Here is a 25,726-nt window from a genome sequence, read left to right as displayed (position 1 = left end):
AGCACTGCCAACGCATTTTTCAGCTCAGTTTGAAACTGCTCATCTGCCGCGCCAAATCATCCGCCAAGCGCTGCAACGTCTGACAGTCTTCACGACAAGCCCTGACCTCCCCCGCCGTCGCCCGGGCCAAATCCGAAATCCCCTGCACATTGCGGTTGATCTCTTCCGTCACCGCTGACTGCTCTTCCGTCGCCGTCGCCACCTGATGGTTCATGTCACTGATCCGCTCCACCTGCCCTGTAATCGCCGTCAACGACGCCCCGGTGCGCTGGCTCGACTCGACACCCGTGCCGGTCGCCGCTTGCCCGCTGTGCATCGATGACACCGCATTCTCCGCGCCTTGCTTGAGGCTGCCGATCATCTGTTGAATCTCATCGGTCGACGACTGCGTGCGTCGCGCCAAGGTGCGCACTTCATCCGCCACCACCGCAAACCCACGGCCCATGTCCCCGGCCCGCGCCGCTTCGATGGCGGCGTTCAGCGCCAGCAAATTGGTCTGCTCGGATATCCCGCGAATCACGGCCAACACTTGATCAATCGACGCCACCTGATTGGCCAGCTCACCCACGGCACCCGCCGCGATGCCGATTTCGTCGGACATGCTTTCAATATGCCGGATCGAGCCGCCCACCACTTCGCGAGCCTGCATCGCCTCATCGCGAGCATTCTGCGACGCGATCGCCGCGTTGCCAGCGTTCTGGGCGATTTCCTGCACGGTCAGGCCCATCTCATGAACAGCGGTGGCCACCATGTCAGTCATTTCCTGCTGACGGCCAGAACGTTCCGCGGTGTTGTCCACCACCTTTGCCACTTGGCCAACAGCGGTGCGCAGTCGTTCGCTGGTGGTCAGCACTTCGCCGATCATCTCGCGCTGGCTGTCCAGAAACCGATTGAAGCCGCGCGCCAGATCGCCCAGCTCATCGGCACGACTGGCATCCAACCGATGGGTCAAATCGCCACCACCGCTACCAATGGCTACCAGCGCCGCTGTTACCTGACGGATCGGACGCACCAAACCACGAGCCAGCAATACCACCAGCAACAGGCACACCAGCGCTACCGCCAGGCCGATGCCGCTGCTCATCCACATCGCGCGACGCGCTTCGGCGTAGATCTGCGACTGTGGCACTTCGGCCACCAGCGTCCAGCCCAGGTCCCGAAGCGGCAGGCTCAACGCGAGGAAGTTTTCGCCATCGCGCACGAAACTGCTGTTGGTGGCAGACGCTGTGGAGGTAGAGAGTTGACCCATGACGGCCTGCGCTGCCGGCGCGCCAATCTGCTCGGCGAGGGTGCGTTTGCCACTGAATTGCGCTTCGGGATGCACCTGGATCAAACCGTCGGAACGCACGAGATAGACCTTGCCGCGCGCTCCGAAGCTGAAGTTGTGGATCAGCTCCGACAACTCTTTCATGCTCAGGCCAAGCCCGGCAACGCCCACGACTTTACTGGCATGCTCGACTTTGAAGTCGATAAAAAGCGCCAATTCTCCGGTCGCCGTATCGTTATCGATATTGAGGGTGCGCGGCTGGTTGCTGTCGAGAAATGAGTAGAACCAGGCGTCCTTAGGATTGGTACGGCTGAGGGTCCGATCCAGGCCTTTTTCGGTGAAGTAATGGTTGGACGCGGTGCCGACGATAATCGCGGTAAAGGCTTTGTGCTCGGCGCGGATGCCTTCGAGATAGGTCGTAAACGTGCCGGCCTGGGCACTGTCCTCACCCCCGGCCAACCAGTCGCGCACCATGCTATTGCTGGCGATGTCCTTGGCGGCGGTGAGGGGTTGAACGAGGATGCGCTCGATGTCGTTGCGCATCGCTTCGATGCTCGACGGCAGGGCTTGTTCGACCAGATAGCTCTGGGCGAGACGGTTAACCACAAGGGTATAAATGCCCACCACGATCAGAATACTGACCAGCAGGGCGGTGCCCATGCTCAGGATTAACTGCCATTGAATACTGCGTCGCCAAAACTGCATGGAACACCCCCAAAGAATAAGAGGCTGAAACACTGCAACAGCCGTGCCGATTGTATACAACACATATCGACAATTTATTCTTTGGTTGTGCGCAAAGCCGATCAGGCCTGATTGATCGTCTTGGAGATCACTTCAACCGTGGCGCTGACTTGCTCTTGGTAACGGTCGAGTTCCTGCTTGTGCTGCTTTTGCATTTCGATCTGCTGCGAGCACAGATTCATCGCGGCCAGTACCAACAGGCGGTCACCGATCAATGTCGGGTACTTTCTTTTGGTGTCGGCCAAAGCAGCCTTCAACATCATTGCGGCGTCCAGCAGGGTTTGCTCCTCCCCGGCCGGCGCCTTGATCGAATAGTCCTCCCCCAGGATCGAGACGACTTTTACCCCTGCGGCGCCTTGATTCATGCGCTGACCGGACCGGCGCTGACGCGCTCAACCAAGGCCTGGATGCGTGCGGCGGTAGCGCCTTGTTTCTCTTCCTGTTCCATCAGGCTCAGTTGCAGGCTTTCGTTTTCATCCTTGGCCTGAGCCAGTTCTGCACTCAGGGTCTGGTTGCTGCCGAGCAGTGCCTGGTTCTGTTGCACCAGGTCATTTACCAGCTGTTCCAATTGGCTAAGGGATGCTTCCAACATTTTGATTTTCCGAGCATTTTCAAAGGGCGCGTACGATAAAGAAAAGTCACCACGCACGCCAGGGTTATTCCGGGCCAAGGCCTTGGCTTTCCTGGCGGGCAACCTTTCTCGCGAGCAGTAAAGACTATGATTGGCGGATGGGGTTCCTGCACTTCGTCGCCGGGAGCCCTTGTGCGACAAATCTGTGGCGAGGGGGCTCGCCCCCGTTCGGCTGCGCAGCAGTCGCAAATCGGCATACGCGATTCAACCGGGTAAACGCGGTTGTCGGTTTTGGGGCCGCTGCGCGACCCAACGGGGCGGTGCGGCGTTCCGACAAGCCCCCTCGCCACAGTCACTCGCACTAGCGTGACGCGACAAATCGCTCGCAAAACCTTTTTGACAGCATCACATTTCAACAGGTTAGAATCGCTGGCACGCAGACTGCATGGTCAGTTTGTGCCCGCCTTTCAGTTTTTTGGAGTAACGCCTTTGAATGCAATCACCATCAACAGCCTGTTTCTGATCGGCGCGTTGCTGGTAGGTGCGAGCATTCTGGTGAGCTCACTTTCGTCGCGCCTCGGCATCCCGATTCTGGTGATTATCCTGGCCGTGGGCATGGCCGCCGGTGTCGACGGTGCCGGCATTATTTTCGATAACTACCCCACGGCTTATCTGGTCGGTAACCTCGCGTTGGCGGTGATCCTGCTCGACGGTGGTTTGCGTACCCGGGTCGCGAGTTTTCGCGTTGCGCTGTGGCCTGCACTGTCGCTGGCCACGGTCGGGGTGTTAATAACGACCGCATTGACCGGCATGGTAGCCGCCTGGCTATTCAACCTGAGCATCATTCAGGGTTTGTTGATCGGCGCGATTGTCGGCTCGACTGACGCCGCAGCGGTGTTCTCGCTGCTGGGTGGCAAAGGCCTGAACGAACGGGTCACCGCCAGCCTCGAAATCGAATCCGGCAGCAACGACCCGATGGCGGTGTTCCTCACCGTGACCCTGATCGACATGCTCGCCAGCGGGGAAACCGGCCTGCACTGGAGCCTGCTCGTGCACTTCATGCGGGAGTTCGGAATCGGTGCCGTCGTCGGTCTCGCAGGTGGCTGGGTCATGCTGCAACTGGTCAATCGCATCAATCTGGCCAACGGCCTCTACCCGATTCTGGTGATTGCCGGCGGCCTGGTGGTGTTTGCCCTGACCAACGCCCTGCACGGCAGCGGCTTCCTCGCGGTGTATCTGTGTGGCTTGGTCATCGGCAACCACCCGGTGCGCAGTCGGCACGGCATTTTGCACATGCTCGACGGCATGGCCTGGCTGGCGCAGATCGGGATGTTCCTGGTGCTGGGCCTACTGGTCACACCGCATGACCTGCTGCCGATTGCCCTGCCCGCGCTGGGTCTGGCGTTGTGGATGATTCTGTTTGCGCGGCCGTTGTCCGTGGTGGTCGGTTTACTGCCGTTCAAGGCGTTCCATGGCCGCGAAAAAGCGTTCATTTCCTGGGTCGGCTTGCGCGGCGCGGTCCCGATCATTTTGGCGGTGTTCCCGCTGATGGCCGGTCTGCCTAACGCTCAGCTCTATTTCAACCTCGCGTTCTTTATTGTGCTGGTGTCGCTGCTGGTGCAGGGCACGAGCCTGCCGTGGGTGGCCAAACTGCTGAAAGTGACGGTGCCACCTGACCCCGCGCCGATCTCGCGTTCCGCCCTGGAAGTGCATGCCACCAGCGAGTGGGAGATGTTCGTTTATCGCCTCGGCGCCGAGAAATGGTGCATCGGCTCACCCCTTCGCGAACTGAAAATGCCCGAAGGCACGCGCATCGCCGCGCTGTTTCGTCGCCAGCAATTGCTCCATCCGTCGGGTAGTACGGTGCTCGAAGTCGATGATTTGCTGTGTGTTATTGGCCATGAACACAACCTACCGGCCCTCGGAAAACTCTTCAGCCGGGCACCGCAACGGGGTCTGGATCTGCGCTTCTTCGGCGACTTCGTGCTCGAAGGAGACGCCCAGCTGGGTGCGGTTGCGGCGCTATACGGGTTGAAAGTCGAAGGCATCGATCCGGACATGTCGCTCGGCCACTTCATCGCCCAGAAAGTCGGGGGTGCGCCTGTTGTCGGCGACCAGGTGGAGTGGAACAACACCATTTGGACCGTCGCGGTCATGGAGGGGAACAAGATCGGCAAAGTGGGCGTCAGATTCCCCGAAGGAAGTCGCCCCGGTCCGGGCCTCTTCCTCTAAACTCCATTCTTCGTCTCGTTTTCGATCGGTCTCTATGTCAACCCTGCGCACCTTTTTCATCATGGCCCTGCTGGGCCTGAGCCTCTCCATCGGCACGCTGCAAGCGGCCGAACCGCCGTCCAGCGAAGCCGTGCAGGCGAGCCTGGACAAGATCGCCGACCGCAAATTGCCGGAAGCCGATCAGAAAGCTCTGCAAGCCATTCTGCAAAACACGCTGACCCAGCTCAACAACCAGCGTGACTACGAGCGGAAACTGGCCGATGTCAAACAACAACTGGCCGCCGCGCCAAAGCAAATCATCGAGAATCAACGTGAACTGGCGCGCCTGAAGACCAGCAAAGTGCAGCCGGTGACACAACGCTATGCCAACCTGTCGATCCCGCAACTCGAGCAAATGCTCACCGAGCGCTCGACCCAGCAAAGCGATCTGCAAAGGGCCCTGACCGACGCCAACACCCTGGTGATTACCGCCCAGACTCGCCCGGAACGCGCCCAGGCCGAAATTTCGGCCAGCCAGACGCGCATTCAACAAATCAACAACGTCCTCAAGGCCGGCAAAGATGCCGGCAAAACCTTGAGCGGCGAACAGCGCGATTTGCTCAATGCCGAACTCGCCGCTCTGAACGCACTGATTCCGCTGCGTCGCCAGGAATTGGCCGGCAACAATCAGTTGCAGGATCTGGGCAACAGCCAGCACGATTTGCTGTCGGAAAAATCCGATCGCCTGGATCAGGAAATCCAGGAACTGCAAACCCTGATCAATCAGAAACGCCTGGCCCAGTCCCAGGAAACCGTGACCCAGCAGTCCATCGAGGCGCAGAAATCCGGCGGAAGCAGCCTGTTGGCCACGGAAAGCGCAGCCAACCTGAAGCTCTCCGACTACTTGCTCAAAAGCACGGACCGCCTCAACGAAGTCACCCAGCAAAACCTGCAAACCAAGCAGCAACTGGACAACGTCACACAAAGCGATTCGGCGCTGGACGAGCAGATCAACGTGCTCAAGGGCAGCCTGCTGCTCTCCAAGATTCTCTACAAACAGAAACAGTCCCTGCCGCGTTTAAGGCTCGACCGCAACCTGGCGGACCAGATCGCCGACATTCGCCTCTATCAGTTTGAAGTCAGTCAGCAACGCGAACTGCTGAGTAACCCGGCCACCTATGTTGACAACCTGCTGTCGACTCAACCGCCGGAACAAGTTACCCCGCAACTGCGCAAGAGCCTGCTGGAACTGGCCACGACCCGCGCCGACCTGCTGGACCGACTGAACCGCGAATTGAGCGCCGTACTCAACGAATCCATCACCCTGCAACTCAATCAGAAACAATTGCTGAGCACCGCGCAAAGCCTGCGCGCGACCCTCGACGAACAAATGTTCTGGATTCCCAGCAACAAGCCGCTGGACATGGAATGGATACGCGCGGTACCGGAACGCTTGCAGCGCCAGATCACTACCTTGCCGTGGTTCTCCAGCCTGAGTGAATTGAGCGATGGCCTGATTCAACGGCCACTGTTGTTTCTACCGCTGGTACTGCTGATCGGCGCCCTGCTGTGGCGACGCAAAAGCCTGTATGCCCGACTGAACAAGGTTCACAAGGACATCGGCCACTTCAAGCGCGACAGCCAGTGGCACACGCCGCAGGCCATTCTGGTCAATATATTGCTGGCAATGCCGGTCGCGCTGGGCCTGGCCTTATGCGGCCTCGCCCTGCAGATCGACGCCCGCGGGCAGAACGCCAACATGGGCGCCGCGTTGCTGCAAATGGCCCAGGCTTGGCTGGTGTTCTACACCGCCTACCGGATCCTCGCGCCGGGTGGCGTGGCCGAACTGCATTTCCGCTGGGAAAAACCTCAGGTCGAATTCCTTCAGGGCTGGATCCGTCGACTCGGCCTGGTGGTGATGGCGCTGGTGGCGGTGGTCGCCGTCGCCGAACTGCAACCGGCGACTCTCGCCGATGATGTACTCGGCATGCCGGTGGTGTTGGCCTGCTACGCCTTGATGGCCTGGCTGCTCAGCCGCTTGTTGATGCGCAGCCCGACGCACGAGAACACTTCGCTATTCCGCAAAATAGTGGGGATCCTGTTTACCGCCCTGCCGATCGCGTTGTTCGTGGCCGTGTGCTTCGGCTATTACTACACCGCGCTCAAGCTCAGTGACCGACTGATCAATACCCTTTACCTGCTGATGTTCTGGCTGGTGATCGAAGCCACTTTTGTCCGCGGGCTCAGCGTTGCAGCCCGCCGCCTGGCGTACCATCGAGCCCTGACCAAACGTCTGGCTGCGAAAGAGGCCGGTGACGGCGAAGCCGTGATCGAAGAACCGACGCTGGACATCGAGAAGGTCAACGAACAGTCCCTGCGCTTGATCCGTCTGGCGCTGCTCGGCGCTTTCATGGGCGCACTGTACTGGGCCTGGTCCGATCTGATTTCGGTGTTCTCGTACCTGGACAACATCACCCTCTACGAATACACCAGCGGCACGGGTGCGACCATGAGCATGGTGCCGATCAGCATCGGCGACATGCTGGGTGCGCTGATCATCATCGGCATCACCTTCGCCCTCGCCCGCAACTTGCCGGGTCTGTTGGAAGTGTTCGTGTTGTCCAAGCTCAATCTGGCGCAAGGCAGCGCCTACGCCACGACCACGCTGCTGTCTTACGTGATTGCCGGGGTCGGTTTCGTCACAACCTTATCCACGCTCGGCGTGAGCTGGGACAAGTTGCAATGGCTGGTGGCAGCGCTCTCGGTCGGTCTGGGTTTCGGGATGCAGGAGATTTTTGCGAACTTCATCTCCGGCATCATGATTCTGTTCGAACGTCCGGTGCGGATCGGCGACACCATTACCATCGGCAACCTGTCGGGCACGGTCAGCAAGATCCGCATCCGCGCCACGACCATCACCGACTTCGACCGCAAGGACATCATTGTCCCGAACAAGACGTTCATTACCGGGCAACTGATCAACTGGTCCCTGACCGACACCATCACCCGGGTAACACTCAAGCTCGGCGTCGATTACGGCTCGGACCTGGACCTGGTAAAAGAGCTGCTGCTCAAGGCCGCCCGGGATAACCCGCGTGTGCTCAAGGACCCGGAACCGCACGTGTACTTCCTGAACTTCGGCGAAAGTACCCTCGACCACGAATTGCGCATGCACGTGCGCGACCTTGGCGACCGGAACCCGGTACTCGATGAGGTCAACCGCTTCATCAACCGCGAGTTCAAGAAGCAGCACATCAACATCTCGTTCCGGCAGATGGAGGTCTACCTCAAGAACCTTCATGGCCAAGAATACAAATTGGTGCCGATCGAGCCAGAAAGCAAAACCATCGTGCCGATGGCCGATGGTAAACCGCTGCAAGAACCGCCAGCCGCCAAGCTCGACTAACTGCCCTATCCCTAGCAGAATGCTCGGACATTCTGCTGGAGATGGCCGTTGAAAGCCCTCGACGAACTGACCTTCGATAATCGTTTTGCCCGCCTGGGCGATACGTTTTCCGCCCATGTGCTGCCCGAGCCCATCGATAACCCGCGCCTGGTGGTGGCCAGCCCTGCGGCCATGAAGTTGCTGGACCTGGACCCGGACGTGGCCGAAACCCCGGAGTTCGCCGAGCTGTTCAGCGGCCACAAGCTCTGGGCCGACGCAGTGCCACGGGCGATGGTCTATTCCGGGCATCAGTTCGGTTCCTACAACCCACAGCTGGGCGACGGTCGCGGTTTGTTGCTGGGCGAGGTCTACAACGAGGCCGGTGAACACTGGGACTTGCACCTCAAGGGTGCCGGCCAAACGCCTTTTTCGCGTATGGGCGATGGCCGCGCGGTCTTGCGCTCCTCGATCCGCGAATTTCTCGCTTCTGAGGCGCTGTACGCGTTGAACATCCCGACCACCCGCGCACTGTGCGTGATCGGCTCCGACACGCCGGTCTGGCGCGAGAAGCAAGAACGCGCGGCAATGATCCTGCGCCTGGCACCCAGCCATGTGCGCTTCGGGCATTTCGAATATTTCTACTACACCAAACGCCCCGAGAAGCAGAAAGAGCTCGGCGAACATGTGCTGGCCATGCATTTTCCCGAATGCCTGGAACAACCGGAACCGTATCTGGCGATGTTCCGTGAAATCGTTGAGCGCAACGCCGAGCTGATTGCCAAGTGGCAGGCTTATGGCTTCTGCCACGGGGTAATGAACTCCGACAACATGTCGATCCTCGGCATCACCTTCGACTTCGGCCCGTTCGCCTTCCTCGACGACTTCGACGCCCACTTCATCTGCAACCACTCCGACGATCAGGGCCGGTACTCCTTCAGCAACCAGGTACCGATCGGCCAGTGGAACCTCAGCGCCCTCGCCCAGGCCCTGACGCCATTCATCAGCGTCGAAGCCCTGCGCGAAACCCTCGGGTTGTACTTGCCGCTGTACCAGGCCCATTACCTGGACCTGATGCGCCGTCGCTTCGGTTTCACCACCGCTGAAGATGATGACCAGAAACTGCTGGAACAGCTGCTGCAACTGATGCAGAACAGTGGCGTCGACTACAGCCTGTTCTTCCGCCGACTTGGGGATGAATCACCTGAACAGGCCGTCGCCCGATTGCGCGATGACTTCGTCGACATCAAAGGCTTCGATGCCTGGGGTGAGCTTTACATCGCCCGGGTGGCTCGCGAGGGCGTGGTTGATCAGGAACAGCGCCGAACACGGATGCACGCGGTCAACCCGTTGTACATCCTGCGTAATTACTTGGCACAAAAGGCTATCGATGCGGCTGAGAGCGGCGACTATTCAGAGGTTCGTCGGTTGCACGCGGTGTTGAGTAATCCGTTTGAGGAACAGCCGGGGATGAAGGGTTATGCCGAGCGGCCGCCGGAGTGGGGGAAGCATTTGGAGATTAGTTGTTCGTCGTGAGGCGTGTCAGATAAAGACGTCTACCGGCACATTGAATCGCTCGGCCAACCAGCGGACCTGCCGCAGGTTGAGCTGACGCTTGCCGCTCAGGATCTCGGAAACGACCGACTGAGTGCCGACGCCAGGCAGGTCGCTTTGAGTCAATCCATGTTCGCGCATCATGTAACCAAGCACTTCAGCACCCGTGGCTTCGGGCATGGGGTGATGTTTGTAGTCCCATTCCTCAATCCAGTCACCGATGATGTCCACCAGACCCATCAGAGGATGCGACTCGTCAACTCCGGTCATCTCGAGTAACTCGTCGAGTGCCTGCACCAGCATGTCATAGTCGTCTTCGCTCTTGGGTTTGCGTAGCAATGGCGATACGAACTCCCAGTGCTCGGCCGCATTTTTGATAAGAACGCTCATACTCTTCCCTCCTTCCATTTACCGCGGTCATATTCGCGGTGATCCAGCACATGCTTGATGTAGATTTTTTGATGCTGATATCGAACATAGGCGATCAGACGTAATTTGTTTCCGCCAATATCGAAAACGTGAAACTCACCGACCTTGTCGGTCGCGGGAAATGAAGATTTCATTGCCGCAAAATCACTTGGCTTGACGCGCTTTACCATTCGATACCACTGGTCCAGTGCGCTGGCCACCTGCGGCCACATTTCCTTGGCGTCCCAGATTCGTTTTTCGGAAAACACTCGCATGCAACATCCTTATCGCATTCTGCTATGGATGAGTTAATCACAGGAATTTTTTATCGCAAGTTGCGATACATCTAAGCAGACCAACGGTCTCAATCGGATCCTTTCCCTCAGCCTAGTTTCAACGTCAGCCACTGCATGATTGAAAATATGAGCAAACGTCTCCAACTAGGTGTTAGCTCCCCATTGGATCTTGCTCATGACCGACCCACTCCTCATTCCCTGCCCCCACTGCAACGGCCTCAACCGCATCCCCGCCGAACGCCTCAACGACCATCCAAAATGTGGTCGCTGCAAGGTCGAGGTTTTGCTGAGCAAGCCGTTCGAATTGAAACAAGGCGATTACGCCAGTCAGATCAAAGGCGATCTGCCGTTGCTGGTAGACGTGTGGGCGGAGTGGTGCGGGCCGTGCAAATCGTTTGCGCCGGTGTTCGAGCAGGCGGCCGGTCAGTTGGCGGGCAAGTGCCGGTTGGCGAAACTGGACAGCGAGGCGAACCCGCAGTTGTCGGCGCAGTTGGGGATTCGCTCGATACCGAGTTTGATTCTGTTCAAGAACGGCCGGGAAGTGGCGCGCCAGAGCGGGGCTTTCCCGTTACCGCAGTTGATGAGCTGGTTGCGTAGCCAGGGGATCTAAAACCACCACCATTCAAAATGTGGGAGCGAGCCTGCTCGCGAAAGCGGAGTGTCAGTCGATATCAATGTTGACTGTTACATCGCCTTTGCGAGCAGGCTTGCTCCCACAGTGGTTCGGTGGTGTTAGAAGGAATCAGGCACTTTCCAGCAGTTTGTGCAGCTCGACGAATTGCTGGGTCAGCTTGTGCCGTGGGTCGAGGTGGATCAGTGGCGTGTTGGCCTGGTGGGATTCGCGCATGCGCACTGAACTGGCCAGATACACCGGCAATACCGGCAAGCCTTCGGCAATCAATTCGTCGAGGATCTGCTGGGGCAGGCTCGCGCGGGCCTGGAACTGGTTGACCACGATACCTTCGACTTCCAGGCCTTCGTTGTGGTCTTCCTTGAGTTCTTCGATTTCCGCCAGCAAGCCGTAGAGCGCCTGACGCGAGAAACTGTCGCAGTCGAAGGGGATCAGCACACGATCCGCGGCAATCAACGCCGATACCGCATAGAAGTTCAGCGCGGGCGGTGTATCCAGATAGATCCGGTCATAATCTTCCCCCAGCTCCTCAAGCAACTTACGCAGCTTGTTGATCTTGTGTTTGGCCTCAAGCTTGGGCTGCAAATCGGCCAGCTCGGCGGTGGCGGTGACCACGTGCAGGTTGTCGAAGGGCGTTTCGTAGATGTCGACCTGGTTTTTCTTCGAAAACGGCCCGGAGGACAGGGTTTGCTTGAAGAAGTCGGCGATGCCCATCGGAATGTCACTGCCGGTGAGGCCTGTCAGGTATTGAGTGGAGTTGGCCTGGGCATCGAGATCCACCAATAGGGTGCGATAGCCCTCACTGGCGCTGACCGCCGCCAGATTGCAGGCAATACTGGATTTGCCCACGCCACCTTTTTGATTAAACACCACGCGCCGCATGTCAAAACCTCTCCGTGTATCAAAGAATGACCGAGTGTAGTGTTCCAGAGCATCGCTTAGCTACCTCGACGGAAAAGGACTACACAGTCAGTTCCAATCTCCTTATGAAAAAACAGAAATAACTTCCATCGATCCGGGAAAAGGCCGACAGCCATGAACTTCACACTGTGGATAATGGCTAATCGATACTTTTTGCCGAACCGGACGGTACATTTCATTGCGCAAAATGTAACCAGCATTTGCTACGCACCCGTAGCACCGGGATAATGCGCGCCACTCGGCGCTACGCGTCACGTAAGGTCTGTCGCTGTCTGTGCGACTCACCGCGTCAAAGAAGCCCCGCTGGGGCGGGATGTATGTCTGTGATCAACTTCAACATCGCCCAATGGCGCGCGTGGGCTCCCGGGCTCGAAAGCGTGGACGATTGGCAGGCATGGAGCCGACAGCCGGTCGTGCTTGCGAGCAGCGATGCCGCCCCCGATGTGTCGTTCCTGCCCGCCATGCAGCGCCGACGCCTCAGCCGTTTGGCGCGAATGGCATTCAGTGTCGGCTGGCCCTTGGCCGATGGCCGCCTTGACCTACCGTTGGTCTTTATTTCCCGCCATGGCGAAACCCCGCGCACGTTCGAAATCCTCAGCGATCTGGCAGCCGACCAACCGTTGTCGCCGACTCACTTCAGCCTGTCCGTGCACAACGCCGTCATTGGCCTTTGGTCGATCATGCGTGGCGAAACCAGCGAAATGACGGCCCTCGCCGCAGCCGGCGACGGGCTTGAACACGGCATGCTAGAGGCCGCGGCGATGCTGGACGAAGGCGCACCTGCCGTCCTGCTGATTGTCACCGAAGAACAGCCGCCCAGCGCCTACGAGACCTGGATCGATGATGTGCCGTTTCCCTATGCCGTCGCTCTGTTGCTGACCCCCGGTACCGACTGGCAACTGTCCCTGAACAGTACGACGCAAAGGTTGTCCAACGCCCACTGGCCCCATGCCCTGAATCTGTTGCGTACCCTGCTCGGCCAGCAAACCACCTGCCAACATGCCTGGAAGAATCGTGTATGGACCTGGCATCGCACCCGGTAACCGAAAAAAACCGCGACGCTTATTACTGGCGTCTGCTGGCCACTGCAGCAAGCTTCACCCTCTTCGGGTTGGGTGGCCTGTGCCTGCGGCTGGTGGTTTTCCCGTTGCTCAATTGGCTGCCCGGTGATGCCCAGACCCACCGTCTGCGCGCGCGACAAACCGTCAGCCGCTGCTTCTGGCTTTTTGTCCGGTTCATGGCCCGCACCGGCGTTTTGACCTACGACATCCAGGGTGCGGAAAAACTTGGTCGCCCCGGGCAAATGATTCTCGCCAATCACCCGTCGCTGATCGATGTCGTGTTTCTGATTGGCCTGGTACGACACGCCAACTGCGTCGTCAAACAAAGCCTCTGGGAAAACCCCTTTACCCGCGCCCCGCTACGCCGCACCGAATACATCAGCAACGACGGCAGCATGGACATGCTCGACGCGGCTGCCGACGCGTTGAAAAGCGGTCAGACCTTGATCATCTTTCCCGAAGGCACACGCACCCAGCCTGGCGAGGCGCCGGCCTTTCATCGGGGGGGCGCGGCAATCGCCCTGCGAGGTGCGAAAATCCTGACCCCGGTGATCATCAAGGTCAGCCCGACGACATTGACCAAGGCCGAGCCCTGGTATCGGATCCCGAAACGCCGCGTGCACTTCAGCTTCCGCGTCGGGGCCGATATAGACCCACAGGCTTTCGCCGCGAGTGGCCCGCCTCCACAGGCTTCTCGCAAGCTCAACGATTATTTGCATACTTACTTTATTAAGGAGCTCGCCGAAGATGAGCGATCTAAACCGTGACATCAAACTGCTGATCATTGATGCCCTTGGCCTCGAGGACATCGGCGCCGAGGACATCGGCGATGACCAGTCGCTGTTCGGCGAAGGCCTGGGTCTGGACTCGGTGGATGCTCTGGAACTCGGTCTGGCGATTCAGAAAAGATACGGCATCAAAATCGATGCCGACGCCAAAGACACCCGCAATCACTTCACCAACGTGGCGAGCCTTGCGGCGTTCGTCACTGCAAAACAGGCAGCTTGAGACCGGACCATGCAAACTCGTGACGACATTTTCAACACCCTGCGTGATGCCTTGGTCGAACTCTTCGAGCTGGACCCGGAACGCGTGAGCCTGGAATCGAACCTGTATCAGGATCTGGAAATCGACAGTATCGACGCCGTCGACCTGATCGATCACATAAAGCGCCAGACCGGCAAGAAAATCGCCGCCGAAGAATTCAAATCGGTGCGTACTGTCAGCGACGTGGTCGAGGCGGTCTATCGCCTGGTTCAACCTGCCGCATGAGCCGACTGATCGGCCTTGGCCTGCTGCTCGCGGGCCTGTTGTACCCCTTCGCGGTGTATTTCGGCATGGAACATTTTGCTCCATGGCAATTCGGCCTGCTGTTGGGCAGCCTGTGGCTGGCTCGGGCGTTGTTCGGCACTCGCCGTCCCGGCAGCCTGTGGATGGCGACCATCGCGATAGTTTTTTGCCTGTTGCTGGCGCTGTTCGACAGTCCGCTGTTGCTACGCTGGTACCCGGTGCTGATCAGCGCGTTCATGCTTGGGCTATTTGGCCTGAGCCTCAAATTCGGCCCGCCGATGGTCGAACGCCTGGCGCGCCTGCGTGAACCGCACCTGCCGGCCAGGGCCATTATTTACACGCGCCAGGTGACGATTGTCTGGTGTGTGTTTTTCATCTTTAACGGCTTGCTCGCCGCCGCCCTGACCCTTTGGGCGCCGCTGAGCTGGTGGATGTTGTACACCGGCCTGATTTCCTACGGATTGATGGGCCTGCTGTTTGCCATTGAATGGCTGATACGACAACGGGTACGAGGCCACTCATGAATTGGATAAAGCTTGAGCAGTTGTTGCTCAAGGCTCAGCCGGAGCGTGCCGTAACGGCAGAACCGGCGTTGAATCATGCACAACTGTGCGATCAGGCCCTGCGCCTGGCGGCCGGCCTGCAAGCCCAAGGTGTGCAGCGCATCGCCGTGCACCTTGAAGACGCCGCCGACCTGGCGATTGCCCTGCTCGGTGCCTGGCGTGCCGGCGTCAGCGTGCTGCTGCCTGCCGATCTGCAATCGCAGACGCGCCAGCGCTGGTCCGCTGAAGTCGATCTGTGGCTGACCGATCTGGCCGATGACGCACACCTGAGCGATTACCGCCATCCGCCTCTCGCGGGTGCCGCACTGGATTTAGACACCTGCCAGCTGAGCCTTTGCACCTCTGGCTCCAGTGGCGAACCCAAGCGTATCGACAAAACCCTGCGCCAACTGGCCAATGAAGTTCAGGCGCTGGAGCAGCTCTGGGGCGCGGACCTGGGCGAGGCGTGCATCATCGGCAGCGTCGCCACCCAACACATCTATGGCCTGTTGTTTCGGGTGCTGTGGCCCTTGTGCGCCGGGCGCCAGTTCGCGTGCAAGCAACTGGCGTTCCCCGAGGACTTGCAGCGCGCCAGTCGTGAACACCCGGCCTTCGCCTGGGTCGCCAGCCCGGCGCTGCTCAAACGCATGGGTGACAACCTCGACTGGCCGGCCTTGAGCGCCGTACGACGGGTGTTTTCCTCCGGCGGTGCGTTGCCTGCCGAGGCTGCGCAGAGCCTGCACCAACGCCTGCAACAATGGCCGACGGAAATCTTCGGCAGTTCGGAAACCGGCGGCATCGCCTGGCGTCAGGGCCCCGATCTCTGGCAGCCGTTTGCTGGCGTCGAGTTGAGCCAGGACAGCGACGGCGCGCTGCTGATCAAATCTGCGTACTTGCCAGCCGGCCACCTCGAACACACAGCCGACGCCGCACGAATCACCGCCAACGGCCGCTTCGAACTGCTGGGACGACTGGACCGGATTGTCAAACTGGAAGAGAAACGCATCTCGCTGCCCATGCTGGAAAAAGCGCTGATGGACCATGACTGGGTCGCGGAAGCGCGCCTCGGCGTGGTCCAGGAGAACCGCGCGTCGCTAGGTGCGCTGCTGGTACTGAGCGAATCGGGTCTGCATGCCCTGCGCAATCAGGGGCGACGCACGCTAACGCAAGCACTGCGTCAGCACCTGAGCCAGCATTGCGAAACCCTCGCCCTGCCACGGCGCTGGCGATTGTTGCGGCAATTGCCACTTAACGCTCAGGGCAAACTGCCTCAGGCCGATGTCGAGGCCCTGCTGCTGGCGCCTCGCGTCAAAGCGCCCGAAGTGCTCGAACAGGTCGAAGTCGAGGGCGAGTGGAGCCTGCAACTGGCCGTCCCGCCGGACCTCGCTTATTTCAGCGGCCACTTCCCGCAAACGCCGGTACTGCCCGGCGTGGTGCAGGTGGAGTGGGCGTTGAGCCTCGGCCACCAATTGATGGACCTGCCGGCCAAATTCGCCGGCATGGAAGTGCTGAAGTTCCAGCAACTGGTGCGCCCGGGCGACGAAATCCAGCTGCACCTGCGCTTTGACCCGGAACGCAGCAAATTGTATTTCGCTTATCGCAATGAGACTGCTACCTGCTCCAGTGGGCGGATTTTGCTGGAGGCTGCTTGTGGATAAGTTGAAGTCCCCTGTAGCAGCTGCCGAAGGCTGCGTCCGAGTGCGAAGCGCTCGCATCGACTCCACCCCCCATATTCCGAGAAACCGCAAGTACCGGTTTACGACCGCTTCGCGGCCGGACGCAGGCTTCGCCAGCTGCTACATAGGCGAGGTGTGACTCGGTATGCATAACCCCTGCGCCATCATCCCGGTCTACAACCACGAAACCGCAATCACCACGGTGGTCGACGCGCTGATCGCCAGTGGTCTGCCGTGCATTCTGGTGGACGATGCCAGCGATCAAGCCTGCGCCAGAGTCCTCGATCAACTCGCCCAACGCGAAAGAGTCAACTTGGTCCGCCTTGCCACCAACCAGGGCAAGGGCGGCGCCGTCATGACCGGCCTGCGCGAAGCTTCACGCCTGGGTTTCAGCCACGCGTTGCAAGTGGACGCCGACGGTCAGCATGACCTGCAAGACGTACCGCTGTTCATTGAACAATCACGCATCCACCCGGACGCGATTATCTGTGGTTACCCGCAATATGACGCCAGCGTGCCCAAAGGTCGTTTGTACGCCCGCTACCTGACGCACGTGATGGTGTGGATCAACACGCTGTCCTTGCAGATTCGCGACTCCATGTGCGGCTTTCGCGTCTATCCATTGCCACCCACCCTGGCGCTGGTCGACTCGGCGAAAATCGGCAAGCGCATGGACTTCGACTCGGACATCCTCGTGCGCCTGGCCTGGCGCAATCAGACGATGCAGTGGTTGCCGACCCGGGTTCATTACCCGCTGGACGGCGTCTCACACTTTCGCCTGTTTCACGACAATGTGCTGATTTCCAGCATGCACACGCGGCTGTTTTTCGGCATGTTGCTGCGGGCTCCGGTGATCCTCTGGCGACGGTGGCGAGCATGAGCAGTGACGTAGACAAGAAGCACTGGGCTGACCGCGAGGAGCGAGGCAGTTTCTGGCTGATGAAGCTCACCGCGTTCGGCGCCAAAGTTCTGGGGCGGCGGCTATTGAGTCCGATTTTGTACGGCATCGTCCTGTACTTTTTCCTGTTTGGGCGCAGCGCTCGCCACAGCGCCTGGCAATACCAACAACGTCTCGCCGACTGGAGCGCTCGCCCTGAGTTGCGCCCTAGCCATTGGCGCGTGTTCGGCCAGTTCATGGCGTTCGCCGACTCCATGCTCGACAAGCTCGACGTGTGGAACGGCAAGCTGAGCATCGACCAGATTGAAATCATCGACCCGGCACTGCTGCGCAATCAACTGCGTGGCAGCCGCGGACAGATGCTGGTGGGCGCGCATTTGGGCAATCTAGAGGTCTGCCGCGCACTGGCGGAAATCGGTGAAAAAGTCACGATGAACGTGCTGGTCCACACTAAACACGCCGAGCAGTTCAATCGTTTGCTCGGCGAGGCCGGCGCGACCAATCTGCGGCTGATCCAGGTCAGCGAACTGGACCCGGTGATCATGCTTCAATTGCATGAGCGCCTGGAACGCGGTGAATGGCTGGCGATTGCTGGCGACCGCGTGCCGCTGCACGGCGCACGCACAGTGACCGTGGATTTTCTCGGCCATCGCGCTGCGTTCCCTCAGGGGCCGTGGTTGCTGGCCGGTTTGTTGAAATGCCCGATCAATCTGTTGATGTGCCTGAAGAAACCGTCGGGTGAATATCGCGTGAGCCTCGAACCGTTTGCCGAGGCCGTGGTCTGGAAACGTAGCGACCGTGAACAGGTCATTCATCAGTGGGCGTCCCGCTACGCCGAGCGCCTGGGTCACTATTGCCTCGTAGCGCCCCAACAATGGTTCAACTTTTACCCTTTCTGGAAGACCGATGACGACGCCAACGCATGAGCCGGTAACCTTCGGCGAACTCCCTTTGCGCATCGAAGACGTACTGGCCCTGGCCAACCGTCAGGTGCCGACGCAGTTGCAGGGCGATCCCGCTTACCGCGAGCGCATCGCCAAGGGCGCGCGATTCCTCGACTCCCTGCTGGACAAGGAAGGCGTGATCTATGGCGTGACCACCGGTTATGGCGATTCCTGTGTGGTCGCAGTGCCGCTGCATCACGTCGAGGCGCTGCCACGTCATCTGTACACCTTCCATGGCTGCGGTCTGGGCAAATTGCTCGATGAACAGGCCACTCGCGCGGTGCTCGCGGCGCGCTTGCAGTCGCTGTGTCATGGCGTGTCCGGTGTGCGCGTGGAGCTGCTGGAACGCCTGCAAGCCTTCCTCGAACACGACATCCTGCCGCTGATCCCGGAAGAAGGCTCGGTGGGCGCCAGCGGCGATCTGACGCCGCTGTCCTACGTCGCCGCGACCCTGTCCGGCGAGCGCGAAGTGATGTTCCGTGGCGAGCGCCGACACGCGGCCGACGTCCACCGTGAACTCGGCTGGCAGCCGCTGGTGCTGCGCCCGAAAGAAGCGCTGGCCTTGATGAACGGCACCGCCGTGATGACCGGCCTTGCCTGCCTGGCCTTCGCCCGCGCTGATTATCTGCTGCAACTGGCCACGCGCATCACCGCGCTGAACGTGGTGGCTTTGCAGGGCAATCCTGAACACTTCGACGAACGTCTGTTCGCCACCAAACCTCACCCGGGGCAGATGCAAGTCGCCGCGTGGCTGCGCAAGGATCTGGCGATCGACGCGCCGACCGCGCCACTGCACCGCCTGCAGGACCGCTATTCCCTGCGTTGTGCACCCCACGTGCTCGGCGTGTTGGCCGACAGCCTGAATTGGCTGCGCTCGTTCATCGAAATTGAACTCAACAGCGCCAACGACAATCCGATCATCGACGCCGAAGCTGAACGCGTGCTGCACGGCGGGCATTTCTACGGCGGCCACATCGCGTTCGCCATGGACAGCCTGAAAAACCTGGTGGCCAACGTCGCCGACCTGCTGGACCGTCAACTCGCGTTGCTGGTGGACGAGCGTTACAACCATGGCTTGCCGAGCAATTTGTCCGGCGCCAGCGCTGACCGGGCAATGCTCAACCACGGCTTTAAAGCCGTGCAGATCGGCACCAGCGCCTGGACCGCCGAAGCACTGAAAAACACCATGCCGGCCAGCGTGTTCTCGCGTTCCACCGAGTGCCACAACCAGGACAAAGTGAGCATGGGCACCATCGCCGCTCGCGATGCGATTCGCGTGCTGGAGCTGACCGAGCAGGTCGCCGCCGCGACCCTGCTCGCCGCCAACCAAGGCGTGTGGCTGCGCAGTAAGGCCGAAGACGCTCGCCCGTTGCCGCCGGCCCTGGCCGACATGCACGAACAGCTGGCCAAGGACTTCCCGCCGGTCATCGAAGATCGTGCCTTGGAAGGCGAATTGCGCCTGTGCCTGAAACGAATAGCCGAGCAACACTGGAGGCTGCATGCGTAGCAAGGGAGTGCTTCACACCGATACGGAAATCCTCGTGCCGTTCTTTGACGTCGACACCATGCACGTGGTCTGGCACGGCCATTACGTCAAATATCTGGAAGTTTCCCGTTGCGCGCTGCTGGACAAGATCGGCCACAACTACACGGCGATGGCCGAGTCGGGTTACGCCTGGCCGGTGATCGACTTGCAACTGCGGTACGTGCGCGGCGCGATGTTCGGCCAAAAATTGAACGTGCGCGCCAATCTGGTGGAGTGGGAGAACCGGTTGAAGATCAACTACCTGATCAGTGACATGGAAACCGGCGAACGCCTGACACGTGCCAGCTCGGTGCAGGTCGCCGTCGACATGGCCAGCCGCGAAATGCAGCTGGCGTCACCAAAGGTCTTTACTGACGCCGTCGAAAGGACGCTCGCATGAACCTGCTGAAAACCTTATGTAGCAGCTGGCGACGGCTTCGCCGCCGGACGCAGCCTCGCGGGCTCGGCAGCTGCTACCTGTTTGTGGTGATACTGAGCTTTTCTTCGTGGGCGCAGGCGTTTGATTTGCAGCAGTTGAGTGATCAGTTGGCCAAACCCGATGTGATCCACGGCAACTTCATCCAGGAAAAACACCTGCGCGCCCTGCCCCAGCCGCTGACTAGCAAGGGCACGTTCGTCCTCGTGAAAAATCATGGCCTGCTATGGTTGCTAAGAACCCCGTTGCAACAGGATTACCGAATCACCTCCAAAGGCATCGCCCGACGTGACGTCAGTGGTTGGCAGATGCTGCCGAGCAAGAGTGCAGGCGCCGAGCAGAACCGTTTGTTCCTGGCCGTTCTGCAAGGCGACAGCAGCGGCTTGCAGCGTGACTTCGAGCTTTCATTGAGTGGCGATGCGCAGAACTGGAAGTTGACGTTGCTTCCGCATTCGCTGTTGCTCAAGCAGGTGTTCAATCAGATCAACATTACCGGTGGCGAATTGGTGAACACCATCGAGCTGCTGGAAACCCAAGGCGACAGCACGCTTTTGCGTATGCAGGACAGCACCAGCGCCCAACCGTTGAGCACTGCGGAGCAACATGACTTTGCCGAGTGAACGCAGGCTGCCATGGCTGTTCCTGATCCTGCTGCTGGCGGTGTTTGCGCTCGCCGGTTGGCAATGGCGTGACGGCGCACCGCTGTCGGCCAACCTGATGGAACTGGTGCCGGGCACGGCGCCGGACGCGCTGGAACTGCGTGCAGAACAACGCATGCAAGAACCGCTGAACCGCGAATTGCTGATGCTGGTCGGCCATAAAGATCGTGAGCAAGCCATCGCCATGGCGCAGAAACTCGGCGAACAATGGCAGGCCAGCGGTTTGTTCGAAAAGGTCCAGTGGACTCTGCAAGCCGACTTGCCCGCGCTGCGCACGCAACTGCTGCAAGGCCGATTGGCCATGCTGTCCAAGGCGGATCGCCAGCAACTGATTGAACATCCCGACGCCTTCATCCAGCAGCGGGTACAGGCACTGTTCGACCCGTTCACCGGGTTCAGCCTGGTGCCGAGCCAGGATGACTGGCTGGGACTGACCGGGCGCATCCAGAACAGCCAGCCACAACGCGGCACCGTACAACTGGACATCGGCAGCGGCGCCTTGATCGCCGATGCCGACGGCAAGAACTGGGTGTTGCTGCGGGCAAAAACCACCGGCAATGCCTTTGACATGAGCCTGCCGTTGCAAGTGGCCGACCTGCTTGAACGCAGCCGAGAACAAGCGGCTCCGTTCGACGTGCAACTGCTGGCCGCCAGCGGATTGCTCTACGCCGCCAGTGGTCAGCAACAAGCCACCCGCGAGATGACATGGGTCGGTGGCGGCGCCACGCTGGGCATTCTGGCTCTGCTATTGCTGGCCTTCCGGCGCTGGCGGGTATTGCTCGCGTTTGTTCCGGTATTGGTGGGCATGCTGTTTGGCGCCGTGGCCTGTGTGGCACTGTTCGGCCATATGCATGTGATGACACTGGTGCTCGGTTCCAGCCTGATCGGCGTGGCCGTCGACTATCCGCTGCATTACTTGTCGAAAAGCTGGAGCCTGAAACCCTGGCACAGCTGGCCAGCATTGCGGCTGACGCTGCCGGGCCTGACGTTGAGCCTGATCACCAGTTGCATCGGCTACCTCGCGCTGGCGTGGACACCGTTCCCGGCCCTGACCCAAATCGCCGTGTTCTCCGCCGCCGGTTTGCTCGGCGCCTATCTGTCCGCTGTCTGCCTGCTGCCGGCACTGCTCAAAGGCGTGGATATACGTCCGGCGCAATGGCCACTGCGCGTCTGTGAATCGTTGCTGAGTCTGCGTGAGGCACTGCTCAGTCATTTCAACACGCCGGTACTGCTGGCACTGCTGATTGCCTTCTGCGTGGGCGGTCTGCTCCAACTCGAAAGCAAAAACGATATTCGCCAGTGGATCGGCGCACCACAGCAATTGACGGACGAAGCCCGGACCATTGCGCGCATCACCGGTTTTCAACCGACCAGCCAGTTTTTCCTGGTGCGCGGTGCGAATCAGCAGGAGTTGCTGGAGCGTCAGACTGCGTTGAGCGAGCGCCTGGATCAGTTGGTCGGCCTGGAAAAACTCCAGGGTTACCTGTCGCTGAATCAGCTGGTCAGCCAGCCAAGCGATCAGCAGCAAGTGCGTGACGCGTTGAGCAAACTGCCGCAGTTCTGGCAGCCACTGCTCGACGTCGGCGTACCGGCAGAAGCGCTGCACGCAGAACTGACGAAATTGCAGGCCTTGCCCGCCGAAGACATCGACGCCGCACTGCTCGGTCCGCTGGCTGAGCCCTATCGCCCACTGTGGCTGGGGCCGACCGATGACGGTGGCGTGGCGGCGATGGTCAGCTTGCAAGGCCTGAACGACCCAAGCCTGTTACGCGTTCAAGCGTTGGACTTGCCAGGCGTCGAACTGGTCGACCGTCTCGGTGAATTGAACAGCGTTTTCGCGGCAACACAGATCAGCGCAGCAGAGCTCAAACTCGCCTCCTGCGCGTTAATCGTACTGGTGTTGATGCTGCCATTCGGTCTCGGTGGCGCCCTGCGCATCGTCGCCCTGCCATTGCTCGCCGCGCTGTGCAGCCTGGCCAGTCTCGGCTGGCTGGGGCAACCGTTGACGCTGTTCAGCCTGTTTGGCTTGCTGCTGGTGACGGCGATCAGCGTCGATTACGCGATCCTCATGCGCGAACAGGTCGGCGGCGCGGCAGTGAGCCTGCTGGGCACCTTGCTGGCGGCGCTGACCACCTGGCTGTCGTTCGGTTTGCTCGCCGTATCAAGCACGCCGGCCGTGAGCAATTTTGGCCTGTCAGTGAGCTTGGGCCTGGCCTTCAGTTTCATCCTGGCGCCGTGGGCGGGACGACATGTCCACAACGTTCCGGTCGCGGAGCCGGCAGCATGATGACCGCCCTGTTTTGGCTGATGGCCCTCGCGTTGTTCGCCGTGGCCACCCGTGTCGGTCGTCATTTCGGCCTGATCCCTATCGTCAGCCAGTTGCTGTTGGCAACTTTCGGCCTGCCGCTGCTGATGTACTTCTGGATCGAACCCGGTTGGCAGCTCAGCGGCGCTGAACTGATCTCGCCGACATGGCTGAAAAATCTCTACAGCCTGAGCTTTGCCTTGCTGCTGGGGCACATTCTCAGCGACGTGATCGACCTGCGGCTGGATCGCCAGAGCCTGAAAATCGCCCTGCCGAGCTTTTGCATTCCGTTCGCGGGCGGGCTGGCGACGGCGGTCTGGTTGCTGCCAGCACAGCCGTGGATCAGTTCATTGGCGGTGGGTCTGGTATTCGCCATCACCGCGATCCCGGTGTTGTATTTGTACCTGCGGCACATCAATTACCCGCCCGACGCCACCCGGCGCCTGGTGCAGACCGCGATCCTCATCGACCTGGCGTGCTGGACGCTGTTCGGACTCGCTCAGGGCAGCCTGCACGTGAGCAGCCTGCTGCTGCCATTGGCCGGTGCTTGTCTGCCGGTGCTGCTGCGTTTGCTCGGTTTGCGTCAGGCGTTGCTGCACAGCGGCTGCTTCTTCGCTCTGCTGGTGGTCGCCGAGCACTTCAAGCTCAATGCACTGATTTTCGGCATCGGTTATCTGCTGTGCATGGCCGCGTTGAAAGTGCCGCTGGTGTGGCCAATACCTGCGCTCTGGATGAGCCGTTTACAAACCTGGATCGCCATTCCGCTGATCCTCACGTTCGGCATCGTGCAGATCAACGTACACGCCGCCATCACCAGCCTGAGCTGGCTACAACTGGCCGCCCTGCTGCTGTTTCCGATTGCCAGCAAACTGCTGGGCAACTGGCTGGGTCTGGGTTGGGCCGGTGCCTCCTTTGAAGGCGCCAGCCGTTGGCGGGAAAGCCTGCTGCTGAATATTCGTGGCTTGAGTGAGATCGTTTTTCTGAATCTGTTGCTGCAACTACAGCTCATCAGCCCCGCGCTGTACTTTGCGCTGATGGTGATGGGCCTGATCGCGACATTACTGCCGGCACTGGCCGGCATGCACACTCCCCCTTTGAACATCGCCGCCCCGGCAAGGAGCCCTCGTGCCAACAGTTGAAATGCAACGTCGACAAGTCGTTGTCATCGGCGCGGGGCCTTCGGGTGCCATCGCTGCCGCGCTGCTCAAACGCAACGGTCACGATGTGCTGATGATCGAACGCCAGCACTTCCCACGGTTTTCCATCGGCGAAAGCCTGTTGTCACATTGCCTGGATTTCGTTGAAGAAGCCGGCATGCTCGATGCTGTGAATGCTGCCGGATTCCAGTTAAAAAACGGCGCCGCATTCGCCTGGGGCGATCAGTACAGCGCCTTTGATTTCGGCGACACGTTCAGCCATGGCAAGCCGACCACGTTTCAGGTGCAGCGCGCCGATTTCGACAAGCTGCTGGCCGATCAGGCCGCGCGACAAGGCGTGGAAGTTCGTTACGGCGAAGCCATCGTCAGCGTTGATTTCGACTTGCCGAAACCGCAACTCGACGTGCTGCGCGAAGACGGCAGCCAGTACCGTATCGAAGCCGATTTCGTGTTGGATGCCAGCGGCTATGGTCGTGTGCTGCCGCGCCTGCTGGACCTTGAAGCACCGTCGAACTTTCCGGTGCGCCAAGCCGTGTTTACCCACATCGAAGACCACATCGACAGCCCGGCCTTCGAGCGGGAAAAAATCCTCATCACCACCCATCCCATCCATCGCGACATCTGGTTCTGGACCATCCCGTTCAGCAACGGCCGTTGCTCGGTGGGGGTGGTCGCGGCCGTCGAACATTTCGAAGGCCGCATGGAGAATCTGGACGAATGCCTGCGCGGGTTCATCGCTGAAACCCCAAGCCTGGCTGGCGTACTGAAAAACGCTGTGTGGGACACACCCGCACGGACCATCGGCGGCTACTCGGCCAACGTGAAAACGCTCCACGGCCCCGGCTTTGCGTTGCTCGGCAACGCTGCGGAATTCCTCGACCCGGTGTTCTCTTCCGGCGTGACCATCGCCATGCGTTCGGCGAGCATGGCCGCTGGCGTGTTGCATCGCCAACTGCAAGGGGAAAGCGTCGACTGGCAGACCGAGTTCGCCGAACCGCTCAAGCGTGGCGTCGATACCTTCCGCTGCTACGTCGAAGGCTGGTACGCCGGGACCTTCCAGGATGTGATCTATCATCCGGGCAGCTCACCGGACATCCGCCGTATGATCAGCGCGATTCTCGCCGGTTATGCCTGGGACGAGCGCAATCCGTTCGTCAGTGAACCCAAACGTCGGCTGCGGGTGCTGTCAGAACTCTGCGCAAAAGATGTCACATGAATGACAGAACCGCCTGTTTGCGGCGCAACACC

Annotated in this window: 24 protein-coding genes and 1 pseudogene; 18 read left to right on the top strand and 7 right to left on the bottom strand. The window is 60.0% G+C overall.

The window, feature by feature from the left end:
- Positions 1-19: 19 nt before the first annotated feature.
- The 4 genes and pseudogenes from ACWGZX_RS16715 to ACWGZX_RS16700 form a co-directional block, all read right to left on the bottom strand.
- Positions 20-727 (bottom strand): methyl-accepting chemotaxis protein, encoded by a 708-nt coding sequence (locus tag ACWGZX_RS16715; RefSeq protein ID WP_452629028.1) that lies wholly within the window; start codon positions 725-727, stop codon positions 20-22.
- A 204-nt stretch (positions 728-931) separates the two neighbouring features.
- Positions 932-1,810: pseudogene (locus ACWGZX_RS16710) on the bottom strand (cache domain-containing protein); the annotation flags it as partial.
- A 263-nt stretch (positions 1,811-2,073) separates the two neighbouring features.
- Positions 2,074-2,376 (bottom strand): cell division protein ZapA, encoded by a 303-nt coding sequence (locus ACWGZX_RS16705; protein WP_150778964.1) that lies wholly within the window; start codon positions 2,374-2,376, stop codon positions 2,074-2,076.
- Positions 2,373-2,603 (bottom strand): hypothetical protein, encoded by a 231-nt coding sequence (locus ACWGZX_RS16700; protein ID WP_007947124.1) that lies wholly within the window; start codon positions 2,601-2,603, stop codon positions 2,373-2,375. The genes ACWGZX_RS16705 and ACWGZX_RS16700 overlap by 4 nt, the downstream gene beginning before the upstream one ends.
- Positions 2,604-3,071: 468 nt before the next feature.
- On the opposite strand from ACWGZX_RS16700, the gene ACWGZX_RS16695 reads away from it, so the two are divergent.
- The 3 genes from ACWGZX_RS16695 to selO are packed head-to-tail and all read left to right on the top strand — an operon-like array spanning position 3,072 to position 9,711.
- On the top strand, positions 3,072-4,814 hold the full coding sequence (locus tag ACWGZX_RS16695) for a potassium/proton antiporter (RefSeq protein WP_452624652.1): 1,743 nt from the start codon (positions 3,072-3,074) through the stop codon (positions 4,812-4,814).
- Between the two features lie 34 nt (positions 4,815-4,848).
- On the top strand, positions 4,849-8,199 hold the full coding sequence (gene mscK, locus ACWGZX_RS16690; RefSeq protein ID WP_452624651.1) for a mechanosensitive channel MscK: 3,351 nt from the start codon (positions 4,849-4,851) through the stop codon (positions 8,197-8,199).
- A 48-nt stretch (positions 8,200-8,247) separates the two neighbouring features.
- Positions 8,248-9,711: a protein adenylyltransferase SelO gene (gene selO, locus ACWGZX_RS16685; RefSeq protein ID WP_452624649.1), complete on the top strand. Its 1,464-nt coding sequence runs from the start codon at positions 8,248-8,250 to the stop codon at positions 9,709-9,711.
- Between the two features lie 6 nt (positions 9,712-9,717).
- On the opposite strand, the gene ACWGZX_RS16680 is transcribed toward selO, so the two are convergent.
- Complete coding sequence (locus tag ACWGZX_RS16680; RefSeq protein ID WP_452624648.1) at positions 9,718-10,119, bottom strand: helix-turn-helix domain-containing protein; 402 nt, start codon at positions 10,117-10,119, stop codon at positions 9,718-9,720.
- Entirely contained in the window at positions 10,116-10,412 is a 297-nt protein-coding gene (locus ACWGZX_RS16675) for a type II toxin-antitoxin system HigB family toxin (RefSeq protein WP_452624647.1), read from the bottom strand. Before ACWGZX_RS16675 ends, ACWGZX_RS16680 begins: the two co-directional genes overlap by 4 nt.
- Positions 10,413-10,608: 196 nt before the next feature.
- On the opposite strand from ACWGZX_RS16675, the gene trxC reads away from it, so the two are divergent.
- Positions 10,609-11,043, top strand: coding sequence for a thioredoxin TrxC (trxC, locus tag ACWGZX_RS16670; protein ID WP_452624646.1), 435 nt, complete (start codon positions 10,609-10,611; stop codon positions 11,041-11,043).
- 132 nt (positions 11,044-11,175) lie between these two features.
- Here the strand turns inward: trxC and ACWGZX_RS16665 are convergent, their stop codons facing one another.
- A complete protein-coding gene (locus ACWGZX_RS16665) occupies positions 11,176-11,946 on the bottom strand; it encodes a ParA family protein (protein WP_223520015.1) in 771 nt (256 codons plus the stop codon).
- A 356-nt stretch (positions 11,947-12,302) separates the two neighbouring features.
- Here ACWGZX_RS16665 and ACWGZX_RS16660 point away from each other — a divergent pair, with 356 nt between their 5' ends.
- From ACWGZX_RS16660 to ACWGZX_RS16595, 14 genes are all read left to right on the top strand, one after another.
- Positions 12,303-13,028: a beta-ketoacyl synthase chain length factor gene (locus ACWGZX_RS16660; protein WP_223520013.1), complete on the top strand. Its 726-nt coding sequence runs from the start codon at positions 12,303-12,305 to the stop codon at positions 13,026-13,028.
- On the top strand, positions 13,004-13,813 hold the full coding sequence (locus ACWGZX_RS16655; RefSeq protein WP_452624645.1) for a lysophospholipid acyltransferase family protein: 810 nt from the start codon (positions 13,004-13,006) through the stop codon (positions 13,811-13,813). The genes ACWGZX_RS16660 and ACWGZX_RS16655 overlap by 25 nt, the downstream gene beginning before the upstream one ends.
- Complete coding sequence (locus ACWGZX_RS16650; protein ID WP_452624644.1) at positions 13,794-14,054, top strand: phosphopantetheine-binding protein; 261 nt, start codon at positions 13,794-13,796, stop codon at positions 14,052-14,054. Before ACWGZX_RS16655 ends, ACWGZX_RS16650 begins: the two co-directional genes overlap by 20 nt.
- A gap of 9 nt (positions 14,055-14,063) precedes the next feature.
- Positions 14,064-14,318: an acyl carrier protein gene (locus tag ACWGZX_RS16645; protein ID WP_007992314.1), complete on the top strand. Its 255-nt coding sequence runs from the start codon at positions 14,064-14,066 to the stop codon at positions 14,316-14,318.
- On the top strand, positions 14,315-14,860 hold the full coding sequence (locus ACWGZX_RS16640) for a COG4648 family protein (RefSeq protein WP_223520008.1): 546 nt from the start codon (positions 14,315-14,317) through the stop codon (positions 14,858-14,860). Before ACWGZX_RS16645 ends, ACWGZX_RS16640 begins: the two co-directional genes overlap by 4 nt.
- Positions 14,857-16,536, top strand: a complete 1,680-nt coding sequence (locus ACWGZX_RS16635) for an AMP-binding protein (protein WP_452624643.1) — start codon at positions 14,857-14,859, stop codon at positions 16,534-16,536. Before ACWGZX_RS16640 ends, ACWGZX_RS16635 begins: the two co-directional genes overlap by 4 nt.
- A gap of 163 nt (positions 16,537-16,699) precedes the next feature.
- Positions 16,700-17,434 (top strand): glycosyltransferase family 2 protein, encoded by a 735-nt coding sequence (locus ACWGZX_RS16630; RefSeq protein WP_452624642.1) that lies wholly within the window; start codon positions 16,700-16,702, stop codon positions 17,432-17,434.
- The gene (locus tag ACWGZX_RS16625; protein WP_452624641.1) at positions 17,431-18,378 is read left to right on the top strand and encodes an LpxL/LpxP family acyltransferase; all 948 of its coding nucleotides are present in this window, start codon (positions 17,431-17,433) and stop codon (positions 18,376-18,378) included. Before ACWGZX_RS16630 ends, ACWGZX_RS16625 begins: the two co-directional genes overlap by 4 nt.
- Positions 18,359-19,903, top strand: coding sequence for an HAL/PAL/TAL family ammonia-lyase (locus ACWGZX_RS16620; RefSeq protein WP_452624640.1), 1,545 nt, complete (start codon positions 18,359-18,361; stop codon positions 19,901-19,903). The genes ACWGZX_RS16625 and ACWGZX_RS16620 overlap by 20 nt, the downstream gene beginning before the upstream one ends.
- Positions 19,896-20,321 carry an acyl-CoA thioesterase gene (locus ACWGZX_RS16615; protein ID WP_452624639.1) on the top strand — a complete coding sequence of 142 codons (426 nt, stop codon included), beginning with the start codon at positions 19,896-19,898 and terminating at the stop codon, positions 20,319-20,321. The genes ACWGZX_RS16620 and ACWGZX_RS16615 overlap by 8 nt, the downstream gene beginning before the upstream one ends.
- A complete protein-coding gene (locus ACWGZX_RS16610; RefSeq protein ID WP_452624638.1) occupies positions 20,318-20,977 on the top strand; it encodes an outer membrane lipoprotein carrier protein LolA in 660 nt (219 codons plus the stop codon). Before ACWGZX_RS16615 ends, ACWGZX_RS16610 begins: the two co-directional genes overlap by 4 nt.
- Positions 20,961-23,303 (top strand): MMPL family transporter, encoded by a 2,343-nt coding sequence (locus ACWGZX_RS16605; RefSeq protein WP_452624637.1) that lies wholly within the window; start codon positions 20,961-20,963, stop codon positions 23,301-23,303. The genes ACWGZX_RS16610 and ACWGZX_RS16605 overlap by 17 nt, the downstream gene beginning before the upstream one ends.
- Positions 23,300-24,460: a cation:proton antiporter gene (locus ACWGZX_RS16600; RefSeq protein WP_223519995.1), complete on the top strand. Its 1,161-nt coding sequence runs from the start codon at positions 23,300-23,302 to the stop codon at positions 24,458-24,460. The genes ACWGZX_RS16605 and ACWGZX_RS16600 overlap by 4 nt, the downstream gene beginning before the upstream one ends.
- The gene (locus ACWGZX_RS16595) at positions 24,447-25,694 is read left to right on the top strand and encodes an NAD(P)/FAD-dependent oxidoreductase (RefSeq protein ID WP_452624636.1); all 1,248 of its coding nucleotides are present in this window, start codon (positions 24,447-24,449) and stop codon (positions 25,692-25,694) included. The genes ACWGZX_RS16600 and ACWGZX_RS16595 overlap by 14 nt, the downstream gene beginning before the upstream one ends.
- Positions 25,695-25,726 lie beyond the last annotated feature (32 nt).

It is taken from the genome of Pseudomonas sp. CLCA07 (assembly GCF_053615335.1).
This window is presented reverse-complemented; position numbering and strand designations above follow the sequence as displayed.